Consider the following 24,274-nt stretch of genomic DNA (forward strand, 5'->3'; position numbering starts at 1 on the left):
TATTTTATATAATTTCTAAATATATTAAATTAAATTTTCTTCAATTAAAAACCTATATATATACCTATTGTTAAAAAAACTAAAGATACAGCTGTTAAAATCAGTAATATAGGCATTATAAATTTTACCCATTTTGAAAAAGGAATATGAGCTACTGCAAGTGCTCCCATTAGTACTCCAGATGTTGGAGTTATAAAGTTTGTAAGACCTACCCCAAATTGATAAGCAGTTACTATAACTTGAGCTGATATATTAACTAAATCACCAAGAGGAGCAAGGACAGGCACTGTAAGTGAAGCAAGTCCTGAAGATGATGGAATCAAAAATGCCAACGCAGCTTCCAAGAAAAATGATAGATATACAAATATAACCTTTGGAAGTCCACCTAAAAAGCTTGCTGCAGAATTTAATATAGTATCTATTATAAATCCATTTTGAGCAATTATTACAATTCCACGAGCTAAAGCTATTGCAAGGGCAGCTGATGCTAAATCTTTTGCTCCATCTATGAAACTATCGGAAATTTCACTTTGTGACAATCTACCAACTAATCCAGAAAGTACACCTATCGCAGCAAAACACATTGATATCTCTGGAATATACCATCCTTGACTTAAAACACCCCAAATCATTATTGCCATTCCTATTCCAAATATAGCAAGAACAGATACTTCTTTAAAAGTAAACTCTTTTATTTCAGTTGAAGTATGATTAAGTATTGATTTATTATTTTTATCTATCTCATACACTATTGAGCTTTCAGGGTTTTCTTTAACTTTTTTAGCATAATACATAACAAATGCTATACTGATTAATATATATGCTATAAAAATCACTACTCTATATGCTACTCCTGAACCAGGAGCAAGTTGAGCTAGTGCTTGTGCAATACCAACTGAGAATGGATTTATTGTCGATGCAGCCGCTCCTGCCGCTGCTCCTATAAATACAATCGCAATGGCGGTTAGAGAATCATATCCTAAGGATGTCATAAGTGGAACAAATATCATATAAAATGGTAATGTTTCTTCTGCCATCCCAAATGTAGTACCTCCAAGACCAAATAAAATCATTGATATTGGAATTATAAGTAGTTCTTTTCCTTTAAACTTCGATATAACTGATGCTATTCCTGCTTCTATAGCTCCAGTTCTATTTACAATACCAAAAGCACCTCCAACTATTAAAACAAATCCTACAACTTCTGCTGAATCAATAAAACCTTCTATGGGTGCTTTAAAAACATCCGTAAATCCTTGAGGATTACTTTCTACACTTTGATAAGTCCCTGGTACAACAACCATCCTACCTTCTACATCTTCTCTACTAAATTCACCACTTGGTACTATCCAAGTTAATATTGCCATTAATACTATTAGCAAGAATATAATTGTAAAAGTGTGTGGTATAATAAATCGTTTCTTCTTACTGTCAATCATTATAATGTCCTCCATACTTTACTAAATTTTGAATCTATATAGGATACTTTTTAATCTCTCTGACTAAAGTTTTCCCTTTTTACAATTTTTTATTAGCAAAGATACAAAATAAAAAAGCTCTCTTTTAGATTTTAAAAGATAGCTTTTTTTATTTTTATTCAATTTAAATACTTTACTTTCTATTTTACTAATTGAATTTTTTCATTATAATTTGATATTGTTTCTTCAATATTTTTAGATTTCATTATAGTTGACATTACAGCAAAATCATCACAGTATTTTAATGTTTCTTTGACATTAGATGGTAGGATTCCTCCAAGTGCAACGGTCTTAATATCAGTAATTTTCTTAGCTTCCTTCAAAAGTTCAATTCCTTTTGGCAATAAATTTTCTTTACACTTAGTTTCATATATATGTGATAATGTTATGTAATCTATTTTTATATTTAGTTTTCTTATTATTTCTTCTAGACACTTTACTTCTTCTACTTTATGTAATGACAATCCCAGTATCTTATTTTTATTGAAATTATATCTATTTCCCAGTAAATTCAAAAACAATTTAAATGGAAGATGAATACCTTGACAATCTGTCTTTTCAAAAAATTCTATATTGCTATTTATTATAAAGTTTACTTTAAATCCATCATTATTCTCTTTCTTTTTTATACTATTCTTCAAGCTTTCATCCAATATTTTTTCCTGAAAATTAATATACTTAATTTTATTTTTTATCTTTATATATAAATCTTTTAATGCTTCATATTCTAAATCTTTTTCTCTTATTATAATATTTTCTACACCACTCAATATAGATTCTTTAATAACCTCTAAGTATCGTTCCTCGCTACATAAATTTCTATTTGTTATCAAATACATCTAAAATCTTTCCCAATCTTTAAATACATGTTGATAACCAATTGAATTTAGCATTTTTTCTATATCTTCAACAGTACTTTCATCATTTATTTTGAATTGAGCAGTATCATGTTCATCTTGAGAATGCCCTCCTACATCTGTAGATACACCTGCACTTAATTTAGTTACTCCTAAAGGTACTATATGACTTCTCATTTCCAAATTTTCTCTAGTAGATATATTTAAAGCTGCATGAGGGTCAAACAGCCTCATACAAACCATCGCTTGAACTAAATCAGTGTCGCTTATATCTACTAATTCTTCAAAACAACCTTTGAATGGTCTCATTCTTGGTGTTGAATATGAAAGCTCAATATGAGGATATTTTGTTTTTAGATATTTCCCATGCAATATTGTAAAGAAGGTCTCTTTTCTAAAATCATTTAATCCTAAAAGTGCTCCTATTGATAGAGTTCTCATACCTGCCTTTGCTCCTCTTTCAGGAGCATCTAATCTAAATTTATAATTTGATTTTGGCCCTTTTAAATGAACTCTTTTATATATTTTCTCATCATAAGTTTCTTGGTATACAGTTAGACCTTCAACTCCTTTGTCTACAATATACTTATATTCATCTATTTCCATTGGATATACTTCAATTCCTATAGATGGAAATTTATCTCTTAATATTTCTATAGCCTCACCTATATATTCTACACTTGAATGAAAACTACTTTCACCAGTTAAAACAAGTAGATGTTTGAAACCTTCTTTTGAAATTTCATTTCCTTCCTCTCTGATTTCATCCATAGTTAGTTTTTTTCTTTTTATTCCACTTTTTATATTGTAACTACAATAAACACATTGATTTACACAATAATTTGCTATGTACATTGGTGTATATAGGCAGACTGTCTTTCCAAAATATTGAACACTTAATTTATGTGCTTTTTGTGCCATAGCTTCTAAATGTTTTACAGCAGTTTTAGAAAGTAAATTTAATATATCAAAATCCTCAAGTTTGTCTTTTGATAAACTTCTTAAAACATCATTGTCTGTAACATTATTTAAATATCCATCAAAATCAAAATCCCTATATTTTTCTATTACCTCATAAAAACTCATCATCAATCACCACTTTCTATAAATTGCCTAAAAAACCTGTTAAAGGAGAAGATGCATTTGCAAATTCTGATACACTTCCTGCTTTTGCTATATAAGCTTCTCGTCCACCTTCTACAGCTAACTTAAATGCTCTAGCCATTTGCACAGGGTCACCTGCTGAAGCTATAGCAGTATTAACAAGCACTGCATCAGCTCCCATTTCCATAGCTTCCATAGCTTGAGATGGTTTACCAATACCTGCATCAACTATTATTGGTATATCTAATTCATCTATCATTATTTTTATCATTTCTTTCATTTGAAGACCTCTATTTGAACCAATTGGAGCACCAAGAGGCATAACTGCTGCTGCTTTAGCTTCTATAAGTCTTCTTCCAGCATAAAGGTCTGGTGTCATATATGGAAGTACTATAAATCCTTCATCAGCAAGTATTTTTGTAGCTTTTATAGTTTCTTCATTATCAGGAAGTAAGTATCTAGTATCTGATATTACTTCTATTTTTATAAAGTCTCCACAACCCATTTTTCTAGATATTCTAGCTATTCTTACAGCTTCTTCTGCATTAGTAGCTCCTGACGTGTTTGGAAGTATAGTCATTTCTTTTGGAATATATGTTAAGATATTTTCTTGTTTATTATCTAAATCTACTCTTCTAAGTGCCATTGTTATTATTTCGCTTCCACTTTCTTTGATTACTTTAGGCAATATATCATTTGACCCATATTTACCTGTTCCAACCAATAATCTGCTATTGAATTCATGTCCCCCAAGTACTAATTTATCCATTTTCTTTCCTCCCCATCTTATTTTTTTCAATTTTCAATCTTTTTATTTTCTGATTCACGTATTTATATATCTATAAGTATTTTTGTTGCCAAATTTGCCATATGATTTGCACAAATAGCAACTCTTGGAGCCATAAGTCCCTCTCCAATTTTAGCTTCATTTACAAAATCTCCACATATATAAAATCTATCTCTTATTTTCTTAGTAGTTATTATATTTGAATCATAGTAACCTGCCATACCTGATGATGCTATCAAATATTTATCTTTCAAATTTATTAAGATATAATTACAAACTTGTGCTTTACATGAAGCATCATCAAAAGCTTCAATTATCAAATCTGCCTCTTTAAGTATATGCATATTATATTTATTTAAAAAAATATTTTGCTTTTTTAATTTTATAAATGGATTAATCTTTGTTATATTTTCAACCATAGCATCTGTTTTTAGTTTTCCTATATCATCTATAAAGTATTGCTGTCTATTTAAGTTAGATGGCTCCACAACATCATAATCTATAAGTAGAAGTTCTCCAACTCCAATTCGAGCTAAAGAGATAGCTATATTGGACCCAAGTCCACCTAGTCCCAATATAGCAACTCTTCCTTTTTTTAATTTATTATGCACATTTGGAGTATGTCTAGCTATCAACAAGCTTTCTAACTCATCAAAAGAAGGTTTAACCCCTTTTTGTATAAGTGTTAATTTATCATTTTCAGAAAGGGGAATGTCAGCTTTAATTGGATATCCATTCAACACCAATACATCACATTTATGATTATATTTATCTCTAACTTTATAGGCAGTTGTATTTTTTTCAACATCTGTTAATACTTCATTTACAAATATTTTTATTTTAACCACCTCCAATAAAGCTAATAAGTTCTACAACATCTTCATCCTTTAATATATATGTATTGTAATTGGATTCTTCAATTATTTCTAGATTTATCTCAACTACAACTCTATCGCTCTTCAAATTATATTTATTCAACAAATCTATAACAGTTAAGTTTTCTTTGAATTCAACATTCTTTCCATTAACCTTCACTAAATCACCTCCTCATTTTGACTTTATTCAACTAATGCTCTGCACAAATTATATTAAATTAAGTTCCTCATTGTTTAATATTTTTTTAACTGTTCTCATTGAACACATTTTTCCACACATAGTACAACTATCTTCATGAGTCGGAGTTGACTCATCTCTATATCTTTTAGCTTTTTCAGGGTCTATTGCAAGTCTAAACATTTCACACCAATCTAAATCTGCTCTAGCTTTACTCATTTTGTTATCCCATTCACGAGCTCCTTTAACATTCTTAGCTATATCTCCTGCATGAGCAGCTATTTTAGCAGCTATTATCCCTTCTTTCATATCATCTAAATTAGGTAATCTTAAATGTTCTGCTGGAGTTACATAGCATAAGAAGTCTACTCCTTTAGCACATGCTAATGCTCCTCCTATTGCACTAGTTATATGGTCATAACCTGGGGCTATATCTGTAACCAATGGACCAAGAACATAAAAAGGTGCTCCATGACATAGTCTTTTTTCTAACACTACATTTGCTTCTATTTCATCAATAGCCATATGACCAGGTCCTTCTATCATGACTTGTACATTTCTTTCCCATGCTCTTTTAGTAAGTTCTCCTAATACTACAAGTTCTTGAATCTGAACTCCATCTGTAGAATCTTTTATACAACCAGGTCTACATGCATCCCCCAAACTTAATGTAACATCATACTCTTCACATATATCTAAAATCTTATCAAAATTAGTATAAATAGGATTTTCTTTATTATTTAACTCCATCCAAGCAAATAATAGTGAACCTCCACGAGATACTATATGAGTTAATCTTTCATGATTTTTTATCTTTTGACAAACACTTCTAGTAAGACCAGCATGTATAGTAATAAAATCAACTCCGTCAATAGCATGTTGTCTTATTACATTTAAAAATTCTTCTTCTGTTATATCCTTTAGTTCTTTTTCTAAATACCCTACTGCATCATACATAGGAACCGAACCTATCATTGCGGGTGACATTTCAACAACTTTTTCTCTAAATTCTCTAGTTTTTCCATAGTTACTCAAATCCATTATTGCTTCAGCTTTCATGTCTATTGCCACTTTAACTTTTTCAAGTTCATTTTCTATATTCTTACAATCTCTTGAAATTCCTAAGTTTACATTTATCTTTGTTCTTAAATTTTTACCTACACCTTCTGCACTTAAGGATTTATGATTTTTGTTAGCAGGTATAACAACTTGTCCCTTTGCTATTAATTCTCTTAATTCATTTACTTCTACTTGTTCCTTTTGAGAAACGATTTCCATTTCTTTAGTTATTATGCCTTTTCTAGCAGCATCCATTTGCGTTGTATAATTCATATTACATTCCTCCAAGATTAAAGTTATAGTTTTTAACAATAAAAAAAGTGCTTTTCCTTGTTTTGGAAAGCACTCTTATAATCATATATACACTTAGACAAATTTCTCACTATGCAGAATAATTTATCTATTTATATAACAAAATTATATTACAAAGCTTCCCTTCGCAAGCATTATCTTGATCAGGTTATTAGGGTTTGTAAGTTACGGCTTTATCTCTCAGCTAGCCAATTCTAGCGCCCCTAGCTCTAAATTTTTATCATTTTTACAAATTCAGTATAACACAGCAAAAATATTAGTTCAACATAATAATACAAATTTTATATTTTAATCCAGCTAACTTTACTCCAATGATGCACCTTTTTTCGAATTTTCAAGATAAGATTTAAGTATAACAGCCCTTATATTTTCATACTTTATTGAATCTGGAAGTTTTCTTTTTATGTTATTTAAATTTTCATAACCTACTTCTTCACATACTTCTAAAATCATCTTCCTTTCATCTTCACTATAAAAATTTTCTAAATCTAATGTAAATGATATACTTTGCCCATCTTTTAAATAATCATATACATATCCAATAACTGTAGATAGGGAGACTTCTATTTCTTGACTTACACTTTGTATATCCTTACCTTGATTTAACAAATCTAGTGCTATTTCATTGTTTTTTCTGCTTTCTCCATCTAGTATCAATTTTCTTTTTTTCTTTTTCTCCCAAGTAACATCAATACTATTTTCTTTTACATAATGTTTAACTTCATCTAAAATACTAGCCCCATACTTTTCAATTTTTACTTCACCTATACCAGAAATATCCTTTAATTGTTCTTTATCAATAGGATATCTTCCACTTATTTCTTTCAAAGCCTTATTAGTTAAAATCATGTATGGAAGTAATTTTTCTTTTTTAGCATATTCTTCTCTAATATTTATTAGCCTTTCATATAAAGCTTTATCTGTATTAACTTCAAGAAATTCACTATTGACATTTATTAAATCGACATTTTTTTCTTTGTCTTTTTTATCTATATTGTTTTTTTCGACATATTCTTTGATTAGTGTTTCAAAATCTTCACCATATTTTTGATATTTAATTTCTCCTACTCCAGATATATTTAGCATTTCTTCTTTATTGACTGGATAACTACTAGACATAGCTCTAAGTGTTCCATCTCCAAAAACCATATATGGAGCTATTCTTTCTTCACTTGCAATTAAGTGTCTTAATTCTCTTAAAGCACTATATAATTCATCTTCTATTTCTAGAGATTTTGTCATTACAATTTCCTTAAATTCTACCTTTACCTCGCCCTTCAAAACTTTCATAGACATATCATTTAATCTTATAGTTGGGTAACTTCCTCTGTTTCCGCTACCTAAAGTTTCGACTAAATCTAAAAAACCATGAGAAACTAATGTATTTATAAAATTCTTCAAGTCTTCACTTGAATAATCTCTCATAATATTATATGTAGACAAAGTATCTAAACCAAGTTGTAAAATTTTTTTGTTTTTAGACCCTCTAAGTACATCTACAATAGTAGTAACACCATAACTTCTTTTCATTCTAGCTACACATGAAATAACTTTTTGAGCATCTATAGTTTTATCCACTATTTCTCCTTCAACTAAACAATTACTACAGTTATTACAGTTTTCTATATAATTTTCTCCAAAGTAATTTAATATTGTCCTCCTATAGCATGAATTACTATAAACTAAATCAATCATATGCTGAAGTTTTTTATGTTGAAATAATTTTCTTTCAGGATTTTCAACACCAATATCTATTAAATATTTTTGTATATGTACATCTCCTGGAGAAAATAAAAGTATACATTCACTTTTTTCTCCATCCCTACCAGCTCTCCCTATTTCTTGGTAGTAATTTTCTACACTTTGAGGCATATTGTAGTGTATAACCCATCTTATATTGGGCTTATCAATACCCATCCCAAATGCATTTGTTGCTATCATTATATCTATATTATCATTTATAAAATCTTCTTGATTCTTATTTCTTTCATTTTTAGATAAACCTGCATGGTATTTTGATACAGATATATTTCTCTTTGCCAAACCATTATAAATATTTTCAACTTCTTTTCTAGTAGCTGTATATATAATTCCAGACTCATTTTTATGATTTTGAATATAGTCTAAAATATATTTATTTTTACTAGATGATTTCACTATATTTATTGCTAGATTTTCTCTATCAAACCCTGTTATGTAACAATCTGGACTCTCTAAACACAATAAATTTATTATATCAGCTCTTACCTCTTCTGATGCAGTAGCTGTAAAGGCTGTGACTATAGGTCTTTTAGACAAACTATTGATAAACGTAGAAATCCTTCTATAACTCAGTCTAAAATCATGTCCCCATTGAGATACACAATGTGCTTCATCTATTGCAATTTGACTTATGTCATTATTATTTATTAGTTCAAGAAATTCTTGGGTATCTAATCTTTCTGGAGCAATATAAAGTATTTTATAAGTATTTTTTCTAATATTACTTAATATTTCATTAAATTCTTTGTTTCCCAATGAACTATTTATAAAAGCAGCATTGATTCCCATGGCTTTTAAAGCATCTACTTGGTCTTTCATAAGAGATATAAGTGGTGAAATCACTACTGTCATCCCATCTAATATCAATGCTGGAAGTTGATAACATATAGATTTTCCTCCTCCAGTTGGCATTATAGCTAATACATCTTTTTTATTCAAAATAGAATTTATTATGGACTCTTGGCCTTTTCTAAAACTTGTATATCCATAGTATTTTGATAATATTTCTAAAGGTTTTTTATTCATATATTTCTCTCCCAATTCAAATTAATTAAACTTCTTTTCTGATTATGTTCAAATTTTTATTTTTATATTCACAATCGCATTATTCCAAAGTTTCTAGCTGTTATATATTATATATTAACATATATTTTTAAAAAAATAGTTTGCAAAGTAAAATAATTTATGATACATTCTAAATATAAATTTAATACTTAATCTTCGGGGTAGGGTGAAATTCCCAATCGGCGGTATAGCCCGCGAGCTGAGTTAAAACTTGGTTGATTTGGTTAAATTCCAAAGCCGACAGTAAAGTCTGGATGGAAGAAGATATATACTAAATAAGTGTTTTTGTAGAGCCGTTTTGCTATACATTTATACAATATTTATTGTAGATTATTCTAAACCCCGAGTTAATTCTCGGGGTTTTTTGTTTGAAAATTATCTAAGTTTAAATAGGAGGTGTAAATATTGTGAAATTTATAAGTCAAAAAGAGAAAGATATTTATTATATGAAAAAAGCTATTGAATTAGCCAAAAATGGAGAAGGTTTTGTAAATCCAAATCCATTAGTGGGATGTGTAATCGTTAAAGATGATGACATAATAGGTAAAGGATATCATGAGAGATTTGGCTCTAATCACGCTGAAATAAATGCTATAAATAGTGCTAATCAAAGTTTAAAAGACACTACCCTTTATGTAAATTTAGAACCCTGTTCTCATTATGGCAAAACACCTCCTTGTGTAGATAAAATTATTCAAAATAAGATTAAGAGAGTCGTAATATCTACATTAGACCCAAATCCAATCGTTTGTGGTAATGGAGTAAAAAAACTAAGAGACAATAACATTGATGTTACTGTAGGTATATTAGAAAAAGAAGCAAAACAATTAAATGAAATATTTTTTTACTATATAAAAACAAAAAAACCTCTTTGTATTGTAAAATCAGCAGTAAGTTTAGATGGCAAGATTGCCACAAAATCGCTAGAATCAAAATGGATATCTAATGAATCATCAAGATATCTAACTCATAAGTATAGAAATAAATATCAAGGTATAATGGTTGGGATAAACACAGTTTTAAATGATAATCCATTGCTAACTTGCAGACTTAACCAAGAAAATGTATCTCACCCTGTAAGAATAATAATAGACACAAACTTAAAATTGCCAGTTGATAGCAAATTAGTTAAAGATAAAAACAATAAAACTATAGTTTTTACGTGTTGTGAAGATAGTGAAAAATCATTAGTTCTAAGAAAAAATAATATTGAAGTAGTACTTTCTCCTAAAAAAAATAATATGGTAGATTTAGAATTTGTAATGTATAAATTAGGAGAATTAAAAATTGATTCTGTTTTAGTTGAAGGTGGTGCTACACTTAATGACAGTCTATTTAGAAACAATTTAGTTGACAAAGTCAAATTGTTTTTATCACCTAAAATTATAGGTGGAAAAGATGCTCCTACTTTCGTTTCTGGAGATGGAATAGATTACTTATCAGATGCTATACAATTAGAAATTAAGAATGTAACTTTAATAGATGGCGATATTTTGGTAGAGTCTGATGTTTTAAATTAAATTTATAAATATATACGTCTAGGAGGTTAAAATGTTTACTGGCATAGTAGAAGAAGTTGGAATACTTAGAAAAATTACTGCTAATGGCAAAAGTGGAAAAGTCACCATACAATCAAATAAAATACTAGATGGTACAAATCTTGGAGATAGTATTGCTGTAAATGGAGTTTGCTTAACTGTTTCAAGTTTAGGTAAAAATGAATTTACTGCTGATGTCATGATGGAAACAGTCCGTTCCACAAATTTAAGTTCATTAAATCCAAGTGATGAAGTAAATCTTGAAAGAGCTATGAGCCTTTCTTCTAGATTTGGTGGACACCTAGTAACAGGTCATGTTGATAGTAAAGGTACTATTTGTAAATTTGAAAAAGATGAAAATGCAGTTTTAATAAGCATACAACCGTCCAAAGAACTTTTATCAACAATGATACACAAAGGTTCTGTTGCTATTGATGGTGTAAGTCTAACTATAGCTTATTTAGATGATGAGATATTTAAGGTTTCGGTTATACCTCATACTAAATTTAACACTACTCTCTTGACAAAGAATATTGGAGACTTTGTCAATTTAGAAAGTGATGTAATTGGAAAGTATATTAATAATTTTCTTGTAAAAAACTACAAGGAATTAAATTCTAATAGTAGTAACTATAAATCAAATATAGATAAAGAATTTTTATTTAAAAATGGTTTTTAAAAATAATAAAAGGAGTGAATTACATGTTTAACACTATTAAAGAAGCTATTAATGATATCAAAAATGGAAAAATGGTAATCGTAGTTGATGATGAAAGCAGAGAAAATGAAGGAGATTTATTGATGGCAGCTGAAATGGCTACACCTGAGACAATAAACTTTATGGCTACATATGGTAGGGGCCTTATTTGTCTTCCTGCTACTGAAGAAAAATTTAAAAGTCTAAATATACCTCTTATGGTTAAAGAAAATACAGACACATTTCAAACTGCATTTACTGTCACTATAGATGGAATAGATACTTTAACAGGTATATCTGCATATGAGAGAGCTGAAACTGTCAAATTATTCTGTAATGAAAGTTCCACAAGTAAAGATTTTAAAACACCTGGACATGTATTTCCATTAATAGCAAAAACTGGAGGTGTCCTAGTTAGAGATGGTCACACAGAAGCTTCTGTAGACCTTGCTAGACTTGCAGGATTTAAAGAAATTGGTCTTATCTGCGAAATAATGAAAGATGATGGTACAATGGCAAGAGTTGATGATTTAATGATATTTAAAGAAAAACATAATTTAAAAATAATTACTATAAAAGACTTGATAGAATATCGAAAAAGAAATGAAACCACTATAGAAAAAATTTCTAGTGCTTTTCTTCCAACAAAATATGGAAATTTTGAAATAATAGGATATAAAGATATTTACTCAAATGAAGAACACATTGCCCTTACTTATGGAAATGTAAATGAAGAAAATACACTAGTCAGACTTCATTCTGAATGTTTAACAGGTGATGTATTTCATTCTTTAAAATGTGATTGTGGGCTACAGTTAGAAACTTCTATGAAAAAAATTGTAGAAAATGGAAGTGGTGTTTTAATTTATATGAAACAGGAAGGCAGAGGTATTGGGCTTTTAAATAAAATTAAAGCTTATAAACTTCAAGAAGAAGGTTATGATACTGTTGAAGCGAATTTAATGCTTGGATTTGAAGAAGATATGAGAGATTTTTATATCGCTGCTCAGATATTAAAAAATTTACATATAAAAAGTATAAACCTTTTAAGTAATAATCCTGACAAAATAAATCAATTAGAAAAATATGGAATAAAAATTGAACATAGAGTTCCTATTAATGAAGAAATTAATGATTTTAATAAATTATATCTGAAAACTAAGAAGGATAAAATGGGACATCTATTAGATATTATATAGCTAATGGTATTTAATTTTTATTCTACTAAGTAATTTTTATTACAATAATATGCATATATACTAAAAATATAGATTTATAACCTAAATAAAATTGGAGGAAATAAAAATGATATATGAAGGAAAACTTATTGGAAAAGATTTAAAAATAGGTATAATAAACTCTCGTTTTAATGAATTTATAACATCAAAACTTTTATCTGGTGCTCAAGATTGCCTTTTAAGACACGATGTTACTCAGGAAAATATAGAAGTGGTTTGGGTACCTGGAGCTTTTGAGATTCCTCTCGTTGCTCAAAAAATGTCTAAGAGTGGTAAGTATGATGCTATAATATGTTTAGGATGTGTTATAAGAGGTGCTACTTCTCATTATGATTATGTATGTAGCGAAGTATCTAAAGGCATTGCAAAAGTATCTTTGGATAATGAATTACCTGTTATATTTGGAATAGTAACAACAGAAAATATTGAACAAGCTATTGAAAGAGCTGGCACAAAAGCTGGAAATAAAGGATATGATTGTGCTATGAATGCACTAGAAATGGCAAACCTATTTAAGGTTCTAGATTAAATACCTTTATTGATTAAATAGTGGAAATTAAAATAGAGGCTATAAAATACTATTAAGTACCAATATGGCAAAGCATACTTGTCTTTTGGTACTTAATAATTTTAAAGATAATTATCTATTTGAACAACCTTACCCATATCTTCATATTCATTAGAAATGCCAACTCTATTCACGTATATTTTGAAATTAAAATATATACAATCATTATGTAAATTTTTAAGGACACAAGATAGATTTTTAGTGTTAAATTCCCTGTAATCTAGGAAATATAAGTTAATAATAAAAAATACTTTTAAAAGCTTAAAATAACTACAAATATAAATCTAAATATAAAATACCATAAATTTGTACATATTACTATCAAAGCTATCGTTTTTATTTATAGCATATATTAATGTTATATTAATTATCTATTTTATTATTTTCTCGATTAATTATACAATATAATTAAGTAAGCAATAATAAACTATAAATGAACACCATAATTTAATGGTTGTTTATTGAATATTTATGGGGGACTGAATTATGAAAACAAGTTCAATACAAGATTTAACACTAGAAAAACGTAACCTTATAAAAAAATATTCTCTTACTTTGAATGAAGATTTAATCTGGGAATTTAAACACGATAAATACCACACTGTAAAATACTTCACACACAAGTTTGCAGTTAAAGAATCTATATTTGCTCTTTTATTCAATATACACAGATTATGTTATGCTAAAATAAAATACTTTGAATCAAATTTTTCAAAATATGAACCTTATAAATACAACTATCAAGAAGGATTTGTTAAATGTGAAATATATGATATGAGTTTTATGTTGCATAAATATAGCAACATGATGATAGACTTAAGAAATTTACAAGAAATCAAAAATATAGAAGAGTTTAGATTATTTTGTGATTACTTAGAAAGCTTTGAAGATAACTTACAAGATTTAATTGTGTAGTATTTAAAAAGAGAGGTTTTAATATATTATTTATGATAACTAAATTATATTAAAATACTAAAAACTCTTAATAAAATATAATATACTTGATATAAAAAAATATTACTGGAATTAAAAATTCCAGTAATATAAGTTAGCTAAAATACTATATTCACATAAATTAAATACATTCTAATCTATCAAAATTACTCTATAATTTTTATACTACTTTTTATCCTAAACGTTCATCAGATAATTCAGTGTGCCACTCTGATACATTTTCTAGTCCTTCTATTTCATCTGCAATAAATACAGGGTCTTTTATTCCAGATTTTTTTTGGCTTGTATAGTCTTTTAAAGCAATAAATGCGTACTTACCTAAAAGAGTTATTGCTATTAAGTTTATTATAGCCATCAGTGCCATAAATAAATCTGCTAAATTCCAGACTACTTCTACTTGAGTAAGAGAACCAAATAAAACCATACCTACAACGAAAACCCTAAATACATTAAGTTTAATTTTACTTCCACTCATAAACTCCATATTTGATTCTCCATAGTAATAATTTCCTACTATAGAACTAAATGCAAATAAGAATATACAAACTGCTATAAAAATATTTCCTATTGGACCTATATGGTGAGTTAAAGCTTCTTGAGCTAATTCAATTCCTGTTGCTCCACTACTAGCATAATCTGAATATAATAATACCATGAATGCTGTACAACTACATATAATTATAGTATCTGTAAAAACACCTAGAGATTGGATTAAACCTTGTTTTACAGGGTGAGTTACATGTGCTGTTGCAGCAGCATTAGGTGCACTACCCATTCCTGCTTCATTAGAAAATAAACCTCTTTTTACTCCAGTCATTACAACTCCCATAAATGTACCAATTGCCATTCCTCTAAAATCAAATGCGCTTTCTACTATTAATGATATAACTCCTGGTATTTCTGTTATATTCATTACAACTATAGCTAAAGCAACTAATATGTATAATCCTGCAAATACAGGAACTATTATTTCTGAAACTTTTGCTATTCTATGAACACCACCAAAAATAACTATTGCTGTTAAAATTCCAAGACCTATTCCCATAGCCATTTTACTTATACCAAATGCATTATTAAACGCCAATGAAACAGTATTTGCTTGAACTGCATTGAATACAAATCCATAACAGATAGTTATAAGTATTGAAAATAAAACACCCATCCATCTTTTATTTAAACCTTGTTCCATATAATAAGCTGGTCCACCCCTAAAAGCTGGTCCATTCTTAACTTTATAAATTTGAGCCAATGTACTCTCCACAAAACTTGAAGCAGAACCAATTAAAGCTATAAGCCACATCCAAAATACAGCACCAGGACCTCCTGCTACTACTGCAATTGCTATCCCTGCTATATTTCCAGTACCAACTCTTGAAGATGTACTTATACAAAAGGCTTGAAATGAAGATATTTTTCCTTCTTTTTTTGCATTTTTATTTGCTGCACCATCACCTAAAAGCCTAAACATTTCTATAAAATATCTGAATTGTACAAAATTTGTTTTAATAGTAAAGTAAATACCAATTACAACTAACATTATAATTAGAATATAAGACCATAAGTAATTGTTTACAAATACTACTGCATTGTTAATGCCTGTTAAAATACCATTTAAAAAATCCATTTTATTAATTACCCCCTGTTAATATTGTTTTCTCAATAAATCTTAAAATCAAAAAAATGCATAATTCCTTGTGAAAAATTCATTAATTTAATTATAATATTTATAAAATTAAATTACAAGGTTTAAAATGAATAATTTCTTTAATAAATTGCAGTTTTATCTTTAAATTCAACTTTATTTTATTAATTTTATAACTTAGATGTAATTAATACTTTATATTGCTTATCAAATACAATAAATTATACTTTTGAAGTATATTTTTTCGTTTGTCGTTTAATATTATAAGTAATGATATGATTTTAAAATTTATTTAAATAACAAAAATTTTCTCTAAATTCTGTTAATTTTTTAAAAACTTTGTTAAATAATATACTTTTATACATCCATTGAAAAAACTAGAAAAAAGTAATACTATATATAGTACTAGCATTAGACACAAAAGAATACAAATGGAGGTACTTATATTATGGAATTTCAACAAATAATAGCTATATGTATATTTTTAATAGTTATGGCAGCTATTATTACAGAAAAGGTAAACAGATCTGTAGCAGCGGTTGGTGGTGCACTATTAATGATAATATTCAATATACTTACACTTGATGAAGGATTAAGCCATATAGACTTCAATACTATTGGAGTATTGGTTGGTATGATGCTATTTGTTGCTGTTGTTAAAAACTCAGGACTATTTGAATATATAGCTATTTGGACTGCAAAAAAAGCTAAAGGTGATCCATGGAGAATAATGATTTGTTTTGCTATTATAACAGCTATTTTATCTGCTGTATTAGATAATGTTACTACTGTTTTACTTATAGGTCCAATGACTATAGTTATTACACAAATTCTAGGACTTAATCCAGTTCCATTTTTAATAACACAAATTTTAGCTTCAAATATCGGAGGTACATCTACTCTTATAGGTGACCCTCCAAATATTATGATTGGTAGTGCTGCCAATCTTAGTTTCATGGATTTTGTAATAAATTTAGGACCTGCTGTTATAGTAATACTTATTATAACAATAATATGTTTTAAATTTATTTATGGAAAAGAACTTGTTGTAGATGATAAAGCCAAAGAAGTAATATTAAAGCTTGATGAAAAAAAATCTATTAAAGATAAACCCTTACTTATAAAAAGTCTTCTTTTAATAGCATTTATACTCTTTGGTTTTATGTTTCATAGCACAATCCATATAGATTCTTCTGTTGTAGCATTAACTGGTGCATCTATAATGCTTCTTATAGGAAAACAAGATGTAGATGAAATTATGGCAGGTATTGAATGGTCTACAATCTTATTCTTTATGGGATTATTTGTAGTAGTTGGTGGATTAGTAGAAGTGGGTATAATAAATAAATTAGCTCAAGCATTGATTGGACTTACAGAGGGCCATATTGTATTTACAATGTTATTAATATTATGGTTATCAGCAATAGTTTCTTCATTCTTAGATAATATTCCGTTTGTTGCAACATTAATTCCACTTATTTTGACTATGCAAGCTGAAGGAATTGATGTAATGCCACTATGGTGGGCAACATCCCTTGGAGCTTGTCTTGGAGGTAATGGGACACTTATTGGAGCCTCTGCCAATGTTGTACTAGCAGGTATAGGCAATAAGCATGGTCATCCTATATCTTTTAAAGAGTATTTTAAGATAGGTTTTCCACTTATGATTATATCTATTATTATATCTACTGTTTATTTAATTATAAAATTTTAGAAAATATAGTATAATAGTATTAAAGGGGATGTGTATATATGAATATTAATACTGTTCAAGGAGATTCAATTGAAGTTCTTTTAAGACAACTTGGAGCTACAAAAATATCAAAAGTAAGTAGTACATTATATTTTATTAAGTTTGATTTAGGAGACAACTGGGAAATATCTTATACTTATAATATTAATGCTAAAGATCAATATTTTTTACAAAGAATTGAACCATATCCTATTGGTAGAGGTCTTTTTAATGATGAATATGAAATAATATCATTTATATCAAAGGATTTAAACAAATTTCTAAATGCTAAAAATAGTAGTAACTTTAAAACTTTTGTTGAAGTTACTAGAAAAGTCAATTCTATTATTGATAATGTAGAAGAGTTATTTTTAAACTATAATGTAGATGGAGATGATTTAAAAACACTCAATAAAGAACTTAACGATATATTAAATGATATTAACTATATAGAAAAGCATACAAAGAAAATCTAAAGTAAGATACTTATAAATTTAAGGTTATATAAAAAAACTTTGTACAACCTCAAAATTTAATACTAAATATAAAGAATCTTATTTGTTAAAATGATAAAATAGCTGATGAAGCATATGCTTCATCAGCTATCTTGTTTTTAATGATGCCCACATCCATCATGTGAACAAGTATGATTTGATGGAAATTCTACTAATTTTCCATCTTTAAGTAAGTCCAAATTACCACTGATAGTATCAGCTTCAGCTCTATAAACTTTTATTCCCATACTATTTAATTTAACTATGGCACCTTGCCCTATTCCTCCAACTACTACTGCATCTACAACTGTACCTGATAATGCTTTTATTGGTTGGCATTTCCCATGTTCATGACCTAAATCTCCATTGTCTAAAGATTTAACTTCTCCACTTTCTAAGTCACACACAACAAAGATTGGTGCAGAACCAAAATGACCATATGGTTTACTATCTAATCCTTTATTTTCTTCTACTGGTATACATACTTTCATTATTATTTCTCCCTTCTCTTGCAACATTTTTTCATAGATTTACATTCTTTACTGCATCCTAGATGTATTGTATTTATATCAAATACATCTATAAAGCTTTCACTAGAATTACTTAACATAGAATTTATAAAATCCATACATATGTTAAACACTTCTTTGTTAATATGATATAAAACATAGTATCCTTCTTTATATCCTGTTATTATGCCAACTTCTTTTAATATTTTTATATGTTGTGAAACAGCAGAATCTGAAATTCCTAAATATTTAGAAATTCCTTTTTGGCAGATATTTCTTTTAGATACTAATATAAGTATGTTAAGTCTAGTTTCATCACTCAATGCTTTAAATATTTTAACCAAATTTTCCATAAAGACCTCTTTTTGATTAAGTAATTACTTAATTAAATTATAGTACTCTTAATTAGATTTTTCAACTATTATTTTGAAATTTTGGAACTTATTATAAATAATTCTAATTGTTTCTATATATATTTCAATTGTCAATTTAAATCTATCAAAATAAACATACCTAGAGATACATCTCTAATGTATCTTGAAGTAAAATAATAATATACAAATAAAAAACTGTCTAAAATAATTATATTATTTTAAGACAGTTTTTTATTTGTATATTTAAAAATTTACTTACTAATTATACTAAGCTCTTTTTAATTTATCTAGATAATAAACAGCATTTAATGCTGCTATTTGTCCTTGCCCAGCTGCTTTGATATAAGAATAGGGTTTACCTACACAGTCTCCTGCGGCAAAACATCCTTCTATATTAGTTTTCATATTATTGTCAACCTTAATATGGATACCATCAATTTCTATTCCAGGAATCAATGTACTTGGAGCTGTACTATCTTTTATAACGAATACTCCATCAACTTCAATATGATTTTCTTTAAAAGATATCTTATTTACAAGTTTATCTCCATCTATTTGCACTGGTCTATCATGTATAATCTCAATAGAATCATCTAAATTATCTGAACTTCTCATAAGGTTTTCTTTTTTATACATAGGTATAAAATAAGTTTTTGAAGTAAGTTCACTTAAGAAATTTGCCTCTTCTTTAGATTCTTCATTATATCCTATAACTGCTACTTTTTTATTTCTATAAAGTGGTGCATCGCATGTAGCACAATATCCTACTCCTCTTCCTAGAAATTCTTCTTCACCTTTTATTGGTCTAGTATATTCTACACCAGTTGCAAGGATTACAGTAGTAGCTTCATACATATCATTTCCAGACATTATTGCAAAGTATTCTCCCATAGCATAAATATTATTTATTCTTTTATTTTCAATTGAAATATCCATGTTATCTATATGGGATTTAAATTTGTCTTTTAATTCATCTCCACTTATATCATAAAAACCTAAATAATTATCTATTGAAGGAGCTTTAACAAGCTTATTGCTTAAATTATCATTGCCAAACATAATCATTGTTTTATTTCTTATTTTTGCATTTATAGCAGCAGATAATCCTGCTGGACCACTACCTATTATAGCTATGTCATATCTCATAATATTCACCCATTTTTATAAATATGATTTTACTTTCATCTCAATTTTGTTCTTAGGCATAAATCCAATTAGAGTTTCAACTGGCTCTCCATCTTTAAATATAATCATAGTTGGTACTGTAGATACACTAAATTGTTGAGCTATTTCTAAGCTTTCATCTATATCAACTTTTACAAATCTAGCTTCGTCTTTCATCTCTTCGCCTAATTCTGCAAATACAGGTCCTAACATATTACAAGGTCCACACCAAGTTGCAAAGAAATCTACTACAACTACTCCTTTACTACCTTCAACACTACTTCTAAATTCAGATGTATTTATAATTTTTGCCATTTTTTTAATCCTCCTAAAAATTTATTATCCTTATAATTATACTATGAAATTTATAAATATAATTTTACTTTTATAAATTCTTTTATATTTTATTTTATACTATTAGTATACCCATTCTTTATTTGTAAAAACAGATTTTTATATTTTTATTATTTTAATTTTTTTGGTATTGATATTTCAAATGTAGTTCCAATACCTATATCAGAAGTTACATCTATTTCGATAGATAAATTCAAGCTAATCATATGTGCTATTGAAAGACCTATTCCAGAACCTTCTAAATCTTTATTTCTCACATTTTCACTTCTAAAAAATCTGTCAAATATAAAAGGCATTTCTTCTTTTTTTATACCTATACCAGTATCTCTTATAAGTAATGTTACTTCATCTTCCACATCTTCTTTTAATTCTAATACTATCTCATCACCTAGTTTAGTATATTTAAAAGCATTATCAATAAAAATTAATATAAGTTGTCTCAATTTATTTTTATCTGTTATTATAATTTTATTCTTTAATTCAGAGTTAAATGTAAATTTTTTTTCTTGAAACTCAGCAATATCCACATAATCTTCTGATATTTCTTCTAGTAATTTTTCTAAATCAATTTCCTCCAAGTTAACTTTAACAATAGAATCTTCCTTAGTAAGAGATAGTAAATCCGTTATCATCTTTTTAAGTCTTCTAGTTTCTTTCATTGCAGTAGCTATTGTTTCAACTTCATCATTTACTGTATTTTCTGGAGATTTTAACATACTTTCTAATTTTGATGAAACTATTGTTATTGGAGTCCTTAACTCATGTGAAGCATCTTGTATAAATTTAGCTTGGTTCCTCCAAGCAGTCTCTATTGGAATTAATGCTTTTCGAGTAAGATATACAGCTACAAAGTATGTTATTATAACAGAAATTAGTATTCCAATTATAAGTACAGATGTCAACTGTTTTAAAGAATTCATCTCTGAGTCAATGTTTCTGATTATTTGTATCTGATATCTGCCCACATCCACATTTAATTCTCTAAATGTATAACCATTTTCTGTATATTTAAAAAATGTATTTTTCTTATCTAGTCTTCTGTCTGGAAGTAATTCATCAAAATATTCATTTTGAGTATAGTAACTTATTCTGTCATTCTCATAAACATATACCATATCTTTAGGGTCTTTAAGTCTTATTGGGTTTAAAAATGAGGTTCTCTTAAATTGAGAAACTATATACTCCAGTTCATCATTGATTTCACTATCAATTCCACTATATGTAAGACCTCTAAAATATGAATATATAAATATAGAAAATATTATTAAAAAACTACCCACTACAACAATGTACATTTTTATCAAATGGTTTTTAGTGCTGGTAAATACATTCTTATTTATCATCGAATATGTATCCTACCTTACGCTTAGTTTTAATATATTTATCATATCCATATTTACTTAGTTTTTTTCTCAGATTACTTACATATACCTCTACTATTTCAATAGTTGCATCTGAATCAATTCCCCATATTCTATCATAAATCTGTTCTTTTAATAAAATTGAACCTTTATTTAAAACAAAATATTCCAATAAGTTAAACTGTTTATTTTGAAGTTTTATTTCTTCTTCTTCAATATACACTCTTTTTTCTAATGTATCTAGATATAAAGATTTAAATTCTAATCCATTTCTTTCTTTTATTTTTCCATTAGTCCTCAATATGGCATATACTCTTGCTACTAGTTCCTCCATATAAAAAGGTTTTGTTAAATAATCATTAGCTCCTATAGTAAATGCTTCTACTTTATCATCTAATGCTTCTTTAGCAGTCAATATAAGTACAGGTGTATCTATATTATTGATTCTCATTTTCTTCAAAATATCAATTCCATTTATATTAGGAAGCATTAAATCTAAAATAACTAAATCATATATATTTTGATTTATTAAATATAATGCTTCTTCTCCATCTTCACATTTTTCAGTTTCAAAATGATTACTAAGTTCTTCTACTACACTTTCTAAAAGCACCCTATTATCTTCAACTATCAAAACCTTCATAAATATCCCCTACCTTTACTTGTCTATCTTGACTTTATGAGATTTCAAATCAATATCTACATTTGCTTTTTCTTTTATATCATCATAAGTATATCCTACTATTTCAACATTCTTTGCTTTTGTTGAACATGTTATATCTATATCTGTTTCTTCTGAAGCCTTCAAAACTTTGTATGATGGTACACGACTTACTGTCAAGTATTCCCCATTATCATTAACTTCTGCCGTCTTAAGGATAATATTTCCTAAGTCTTTTGATGATGAATTCTTTACTTTTATTTGATATGTGATTCCCTCTTTTGACTCATTTACTTTTTTAAGTTCTGAAGTAGATAATACTTCATACTGACTACTATTTTCTAGCTTAATTTTATTGTTTCTTATATCAATAGTATTTTCTTTTAAATTAACATATACAATTTTACCCTCTGCTTCATATTCATATGCATAGACTTCTACACTTTTAGCAAAAGTTTTATGTCCACATTCTACATAAGCAACTTTCCCAGGCATTAAAGTCATATCTAGCAGAGATTTACTATCAGATGAAGTAATTTTTTTATTATCATCGTATTCATTATATATTAGTTCAACATTCGATATATTAAATGTTGAATTATTTTCTATCTTTGTGGATGTATCTATTTTTCCACCTTCATCTACAGTTATAATCTCTGTTGCTCCTATATTCAATACTTTTGCATTGTCCTTATCTATTGTCACTTCATTATTGTCTTCTGCTTGAATCTCAACTGAATCAGATTGCTCTTCTTCCCTTTTACATGCAGTCAGTGTAAAAATAAATATTGTTAATATAATCATTAAAAAAATTAATTTTTTTACTATTTTATTCATATTAAGCACCTCATATAGTAGTATTTTATAGTAGATTTTTATACTTTTTCATAAATTCCTTCAATGCTTGTGTAAGTATTTGGTGTTTTTCAAAATTTGAGTTGCTACATAATCTTTCAAAGTCACTCCAAGTTTCTTTATCTATACGTACTCTTGTTGTTTTTAATTCACTTAAAGATTCATTATCTATATGTACATCTTTTTTATTAGATATTTTTTTAGGTTTTATATTATAATCCTTCACTTCTAAATACCAATCATACACTTCACAAAGCTTATCTAAATCTTCTTGAGTTATATTTATTTTTCTGTCTTTTTTAGGTTTAATATTTTTTCTTGATTTTATATTTTTTAAATCTGTGTCGTTAAACTCAATTTGTTCAATACTCTTATTTAAAACCTTTTCATTAGATTTCTTCTTTTTGGTGCTTACCTTTTTTACATTATTAGTGTTATCTTCCTTAGTTTTTTCTTTATCCAAATCTTCTTTATTCTTTAATTCGTCTTTTAATATGTATTTACCTTTTTCTGACTTATATCCTTTTTTATTTAAAAAAGTTCTTAAAGTACTTTGACTAATTTTTAGATTTTGAGCTATCTCTGTAAATTTGATTCCTTTACTTTGAAATTCTAAAAATTTATCAATTCTTTCCTCATTATTCATTAATACTCCTC

At 27.7% G+C, this 24,274-nt stretch carries 24 protein-coding genes and 2 riboswitches; of the genes, 7 read left to right on the forward strand and 17 right to left on the reverse strand.

Features of this window, described 5'->3' with window-relative positions:
* Positions 1 to 44 precede the first annotated feature (44 nt).
* The 8 genes from IC213_RS05450 to recQ form a co-directional block, all read right to left on the reverse strand.
* Positions 45 to 1,439 carry a YfcC family protein gene (locus IC213_RS05450; RefSeq protein ID WP_227433201.1) on the reverse strand — a complete coding sequence of 465 codons (1,395 nt, stop codon included), beginning with the start codon at positions 1,437 to 1,439 and terminating at the stop codon, positions 45 to 47.
* Positions 1,440 to 1,618: 179 nt separating this feature from the next.
* Positions 1,619 to 2,317, reverse strand: coding sequence for a thiamine phosphate synthase (locus IC213_RS05455; protein ID WP_227433200.1), 699 nt, complete (start codon positions 2,315 to 2,317; stop codon positions 1,619 to 1,621).
* Positions 2,318 to 3,421 (reverse strand): 2-iminoacetate synthase ThiH, encoded by a 1,104-nt coding sequence (thiH, locus tag IC213_RS05460; protein ID WP_227483240.1) that lies wholly within the window; start codon positions 3,419 to 3,421, stop codon positions 2,318 to 2,320.
* A 16-nt stretch (positions 3,422 to 3,437) separates the two neighbouring features.
* A complete protein-coding gene (locus tag IC213_RS05465; RefSeq protein WP_227828421.1) occupies positions 3,438 to 4,208 on the reverse strand; it encodes a thiazole synthase in 771 nt (256 codons plus the stop codon).
* 62 nt (positions 4,209 to 4,270) lie between these two features.
* Positions 4,271 to 5,074 carry a sulfur carrier protein ThiS adenylyltransferase ThiF gene (gene thiF / locus IC213_RS05470; RefSeq protein WP_227862820.1) on the reverse strand — a complete coding sequence of 268 codons (804 nt, stop codon included), beginning with the start codon at positions 5,072 to 5,074 and terminating at the stop codon, positions 4,271 to 4,273.
* A complete protein-coding gene (thiS, locus tag IC213_RS05475) occupies positions 5,067 to 5,261 on the reverse strand; it encodes a sulfur carrier protein ThiS (protein WP_227433196.1) in 195 nt (64 codons plus the stop codon). Before thiS ends, thiF begins: the two co-directional genes overlap by 8 nt.
* Before the next feature lie 48 nt (positions 5,262 to 5,309).
* Positions 5,310 to 6,611, reverse strand: a complete 1,302-nt coding sequence (gene thiC / locus IC213_RS05480; RefSeq protein WP_227862821.1) for a phosphomethylpyrimidine synthase ThiC — start codon at positions 6,609 to 6,611, stop codon at positions 5,310 to 5,312.
* A 142-nt stretch (positions 6,612 to 6,753) separates the two neighbouring features.
* Positions 6,754 to 6,865: riboswitch (TPP riboswitch) on the reverse strand.
* An 88-nt stretch (positions 6,866 to 6,953) separates the two neighbouring features.
* Complete coding sequence (gene recQ, locus IC213_RS05485) at positions 6,954 to 9,437, reverse strand: DNA helicase RecQ (RefSeq protein WP_227860911.1); 2,484 nt, start codon at positions 9,435 to 9,437, stop codon at positions 6,954 to 6,956.
* A gap of 187 nt (positions 9,438 to 9,624) precedes the next feature.
* A riboswitch (FMN riboswitch) is annotated at positions 9,625 to 9,746 on the forward strand.
* Between the two features lie 137 nt (positions 9,747 to 9,883).
* Here recQ and ribD point away from each other — a divergent pair.
* The 5 genes from ribD to IC213_RS05510 all read left to right on the forward strand — a co-directional run bounded on the left by ribD (position 9,884) and on the right by IC213_RS05510 (position 14,432).
* Entirely contained in the window at positions 9,884 to 10,996 is a 1,113-nt protein-coding gene (ribD, locus tag IC213_RS05490) for a bifunctional diaminohydroxyphosphoribosylaminopyrimidine deaminase/5-amino-6-(5-phosphoribosylamino)uracil reductase RibD (RefSeq protein ID WP_227433193.1), read from the forward strand.
* A 31-nt stretch (positions 10,997 to 11,027) separates the two neighbouring features.
* Positions 11,028 to 11,693: a riboflavin synthase gene (locus IC213_RS05495; protein ID WP_227823815.1), complete on the forward strand. Its 666-nt coding sequence runs from the start codon at positions 11,028 to 11,030 to the stop codon at positions 11,691 to 11,693.
* Positions 11,694 to 11,716: 23 nt separating this feature from the next.
* Entirely contained in the window at positions 11,717 to 12,910 is a 1,194-nt protein-coding gene (locus tag IC213_RS05500) for a bifunctional 3,4-dihydroxy-2-butanone-4-phosphate synthase/GTP cyclohydrolase II (RefSeq protein ID WP_227433191.1), read from the forward strand.
* Between the two features lie 106 nt (positions 12,911 to 13,016).
* Entirely contained in the window at positions 13,017 to 13,478 is a 462-nt protein-coding gene (gene ribE, locus IC213_RS05505) for a 6,7-dimethyl-8-ribityllumazine synthase (protein WP_227433190.1), read from the forward strand.
* Positions 13,479 to 14,003: 525 nt separating this feature from the next.
* On the forward strand, positions 14,004 to 14,432 hold the full coding sequence (locus IC213_RS05510; RefSeq protein ID WP_227433189.1) for a hypothetical protein: 429 nt from the start codon (positions 14,004 to 14,006) through the stop codon (positions 14,430 to 14,432).
* Positions 14,433 to 14,643: 211 nt separating this feature from the next.
* On the opposite strand, the gene IC213_RS05515 is transcribed toward IC213_RS05510, so the two are convergent.
* Positions 14,644 to 16,095 (reverse strand): alanine/glycine:cation symporter family protein, encoded by a 1,452-nt coding sequence (locus IC213_RS05515; protein ID WP_227433188.1) that lies wholly within the window; start codon positions 16,093 to 16,095, stop codon positions 14,644 to 14,646.
* Positions 16,096 to 16,561: 466 nt separating this feature from the next.
* On the opposite strand from IC213_RS05515, the gene IC213_RS05520 reads away from it, so the two are divergent.
* Together IC213_RS05520 and IC213_RS05525 are read left to right on the forward strand one after the other, a co-directional pair.
* Positions 16,562 to 17,827, forward strand: coding sequence for an ArsB/NhaD family transporter (locus IC213_RS05520; RefSeq protein ID WP_227433187.1), 1,266 nt, complete (start codon positions 16,562 to 16,564; stop codon positions 17,825 to 17,827).
* A 38-nt stretch (positions 17,828 to 17,865) separates the two neighbouring features.
* A complete protein-coding gene (locus IC213_RS05525; RefSeq protein WP_227433186.1) occupies positions 17,866 to 18,321 on the forward strand; it encodes a hypothetical protein in 456 nt (151 codons plus the stop codon).
* A gap of 137 nt (positions 18,322 to 18,458) precedes the next feature.
* Here IC213_RS05525 and IC213_RS05530 read toward each other — a convergent pair whose 3' ends face one another.
* The 8 genes from IC213_RS05530 to IC213_RS05565 all read right to left on the reverse strand — a co-directional run bounded on the left by IC213_RS05530 (position 18,459) and on the right by IC213_RS05565 (position 24,263).
* Complete coding sequence (locus IC213_RS05530) at positions 18,459 to 18,830, reverse strand: NifB/NifX family molybdenum-iron cluster-binding protein (RefSeq protein WP_227433185.1); 372 nt, start codon at positions 18,828 to 18,830, stop codon at positions 18,459 to 18,461.
* A gap of 2 nt (positions 18,831 to 18,832) precedes the next feature.
* Positions 18,833 to 19,201, reverse strand: coding sequence for an ArsR/SmtB family transcription factor (locus tag IC213_RS05535; protein ID WP_227433184.1), 369 nt, complete (start codon positions 19,199 to 19,201; stop codon positions 18,833 to 18,835).
* 288 nt (positions 19,202 to 19,489) lie between these two features.
* The gene (locus IC213_RS05540; RefSeq protein WP_227433183.1) at positions 19,490 to 20,368 is read right to left on the reverse strand and encodes an NAD(P)/FAD-dependent oxidoreductase; all 879 of its coding nucleotides are present in this window, start codon (positions 20,366 to 20,368) and stop codon (positions 19,490 to 19,492) included.
* A gap of 15 nt (positions 20,369 to 20,383) precedes the next feature.
* On the reverse strand, positions 20,384 to 20,701 hold the full coding sequence (trxA, locus tag IC213_RS05545) for a thioredoxin (protein ID WP_227433182.1): 318 nt from the start codon (positions 20,699 to 20,701) through the stop codon (positions 20,384 to 20,386).
* 149 nt (positions 20,702 to 20,850) lie between these two features.
* A complete protein-coding gene (locus IC213_RS05550; RefSeq protein ID WP_227823812.1) occupies positions 20,851 to 22,083 on the reverse strand; it encodes a sensor histidine kinase in 1,233 nt (410 codons plus the stop codon).
* Positions 22,073 to 22,744 (reverse strand): response regulator transcription factor, encoded by a 672-nt coding sequence (locus tag IC213_RS05555; protein ID WP_227433180.1) that lies wholly within the window; start codon positions 22,742 to 22,744, stop codon positions 22,073 to 22,075. The genes IC213_RS05550 and IC213_RS05555 overlap by 11 nt, the downstream gene beginning before the upstream one ends.
* Positions 22,745 to 22,759: 15 nt before the next feature.
* Positions 22,760 to 23,599, reverse strand: a complete 840-nt coding sequence (locus tag IC213_RS05560) for a hypothetical protein (protein WP_227433179.1) — start codon at positions 23,597 to 23,599, stop codon at positions 22,760 to 22,762.
* A gap of 25 nt (positions 23,600 to 23,624) precedes the next feature.
* Entirely contained in the window at positions 23,625 to 24,263 is a 639-nt protein-coding gene (locus tag IC213_RS05565) for a DNA-binding protein (protein ID WP_227433178.1), read from the reverse strand.
* Positions 24,264 to 24,274: the final 11 nt, after the last annotated feature.

The sequence above is a fragment of the Clostridioides sp. ES-S-0049-02 genome, assembly GCF_020658465.1.
GTDB lineage: Bacteria > Bacillota > Clostridia > Peptostreptococcales > Peptostreptococcaceae > Clostridioides.

Bases quoted from the DNA above. Each gene is read 5' to 3' on its own strand.
- IC213_RS05450 (WP_227433201.1), bottom strand. From the start codon at position 1,439: ATGATTGACAGTAAGAAGAAACGATTTATTATACCACACACTTTTACA.
- IC213_RS05455 (WP_227433200.1), bottom strand. From the start codon at position 2,317: ATGTATTTGATAACAAATAGAAATTTATGTAGCGAGGAACGATACTTA.
- thiH (WP_227483240.1), bottom strand. From the start codon at position 3,421: ATGAGTTTTTATGAGGTAATAGAAAAATATAGGGATTTTGATTTTGAT.
- IC213_RS05465 (WP_227828421.1), bottom strand. From the start codon at position 4,208: ATGGATAAATTAGTACTTGGGGGACATGAATTCAATAGCAGATTATTG.
- thiC (WP_227862821.1), bottom strand. From the start codon at position 6,611: ATGAATTATACAACGCAAATGGATGCTGCTAGAAAAGGCATAATAACT.
- recQ (WP_227860911.1), bottom strand. From the start codon at position 9,437: ATGAATAAAAAACCTTTAGAAATATTATCAAAATACTATGGATATACA.
- IC213_RS05495 (WP_227823815.1), top strand. From the start codon at position 11,028: ATGTTTACTGGCATAGTAGAAGAAGTTGGAATACTTAGAAAAATTACT.
- IC213_RS05500 (WP_227433191.1), top strand. From the start codon at position 11,717: ATGTTTAACACTATTAAAGAAGCTATTAATGATATCAAAAATGGAAAA.
- ribE (WP_227433190.1), top strand. From the start codon at position 13,017: ATGATATATGAAGGAAAACTTATTGGAAAAGATTTAAAAATAGGTATA.
- IC213_RS05510 (WP_227433189.1), top strand. From the start codon at position 14,004: ATGAAAACAAGTTCAATACAAGATTTAACACTAGAAAAACGTAACCTT.
- IC213_RS05515 (WP_227433188.1), bottom strand. From the start codon at position 16,095: ATGGATTTTTTAAATGGTATTTTAACAGGCATTAACAATGCAGTAGTA.
- IC213_RS05520 (WP_227433187.1), top strand. From the start codon at position 16,562: ATGGAATTTCAACAAATAATAGCTATATGTATATTTTTAATAGTTATG.
- IC213_RS05525 (WP_227433186.1), top strand. From the start codon at position 17,866: ATGAATATTAATACTGTTCAAGGAGATTCAATTGAAGTTCTTTTAAGA.
- IC213_RS05530 (WP_227433185.1), bottom strand. From the start codon at position 18,830: ATGAAAGTATGTATACCAGTAGAAGAAAATAAAGGATTAGATAGTAAA.
- IC213_RS05535 (WP_227433184.1), bottom strand. From the start codon at position 19,201: ATGGAAAATTTGGTTAAAATATTTAAAGCATTGAGTGATGAAACTAGA.
- IC213_RS05540 (WP_227433183.1), bottom strand. From the start codon at position 20,368: ATGAGATATGACATAGCTATAATAGGTAGTGGTCCAGCAGGATTATCT.
- trxA (WP_227433182.1), bottom strand. From the start codon at position 20,701: ATGGCAAAAATTATAAATACATCTGAATTTAGAAGTAGTGTTGAAGGT.
- IC213_RS05550 (WP_227823812.1), bottom strand. From the start codon at position 22,083: ATGATAAATAAGAATGTATTTACCAGCACTAAAAACCATTTGATAAAA.
- IC213_RS05555 (WP_227433180.1), bottom strand. From the start codon at position 22,744: ATGAAGGTTTTGATAGTTGAAGATAATAGGGTGCTTTTAGAAAGTGTA.
- IC213_RS05560 (WP_227433179.1), bottom strand. From the start codon at position 23,599: ATGAATAAAATAGTAAAAAAATTAATTTTTTTAATGATTATATTAACA.
- IC213_RS05565 (WP_227433178.1), bottom strand. From the start codon at position 24,263: ATGAATAATGAGGAAAGAATTGATAAATTTTTAGAATTTCAAAGTAAA.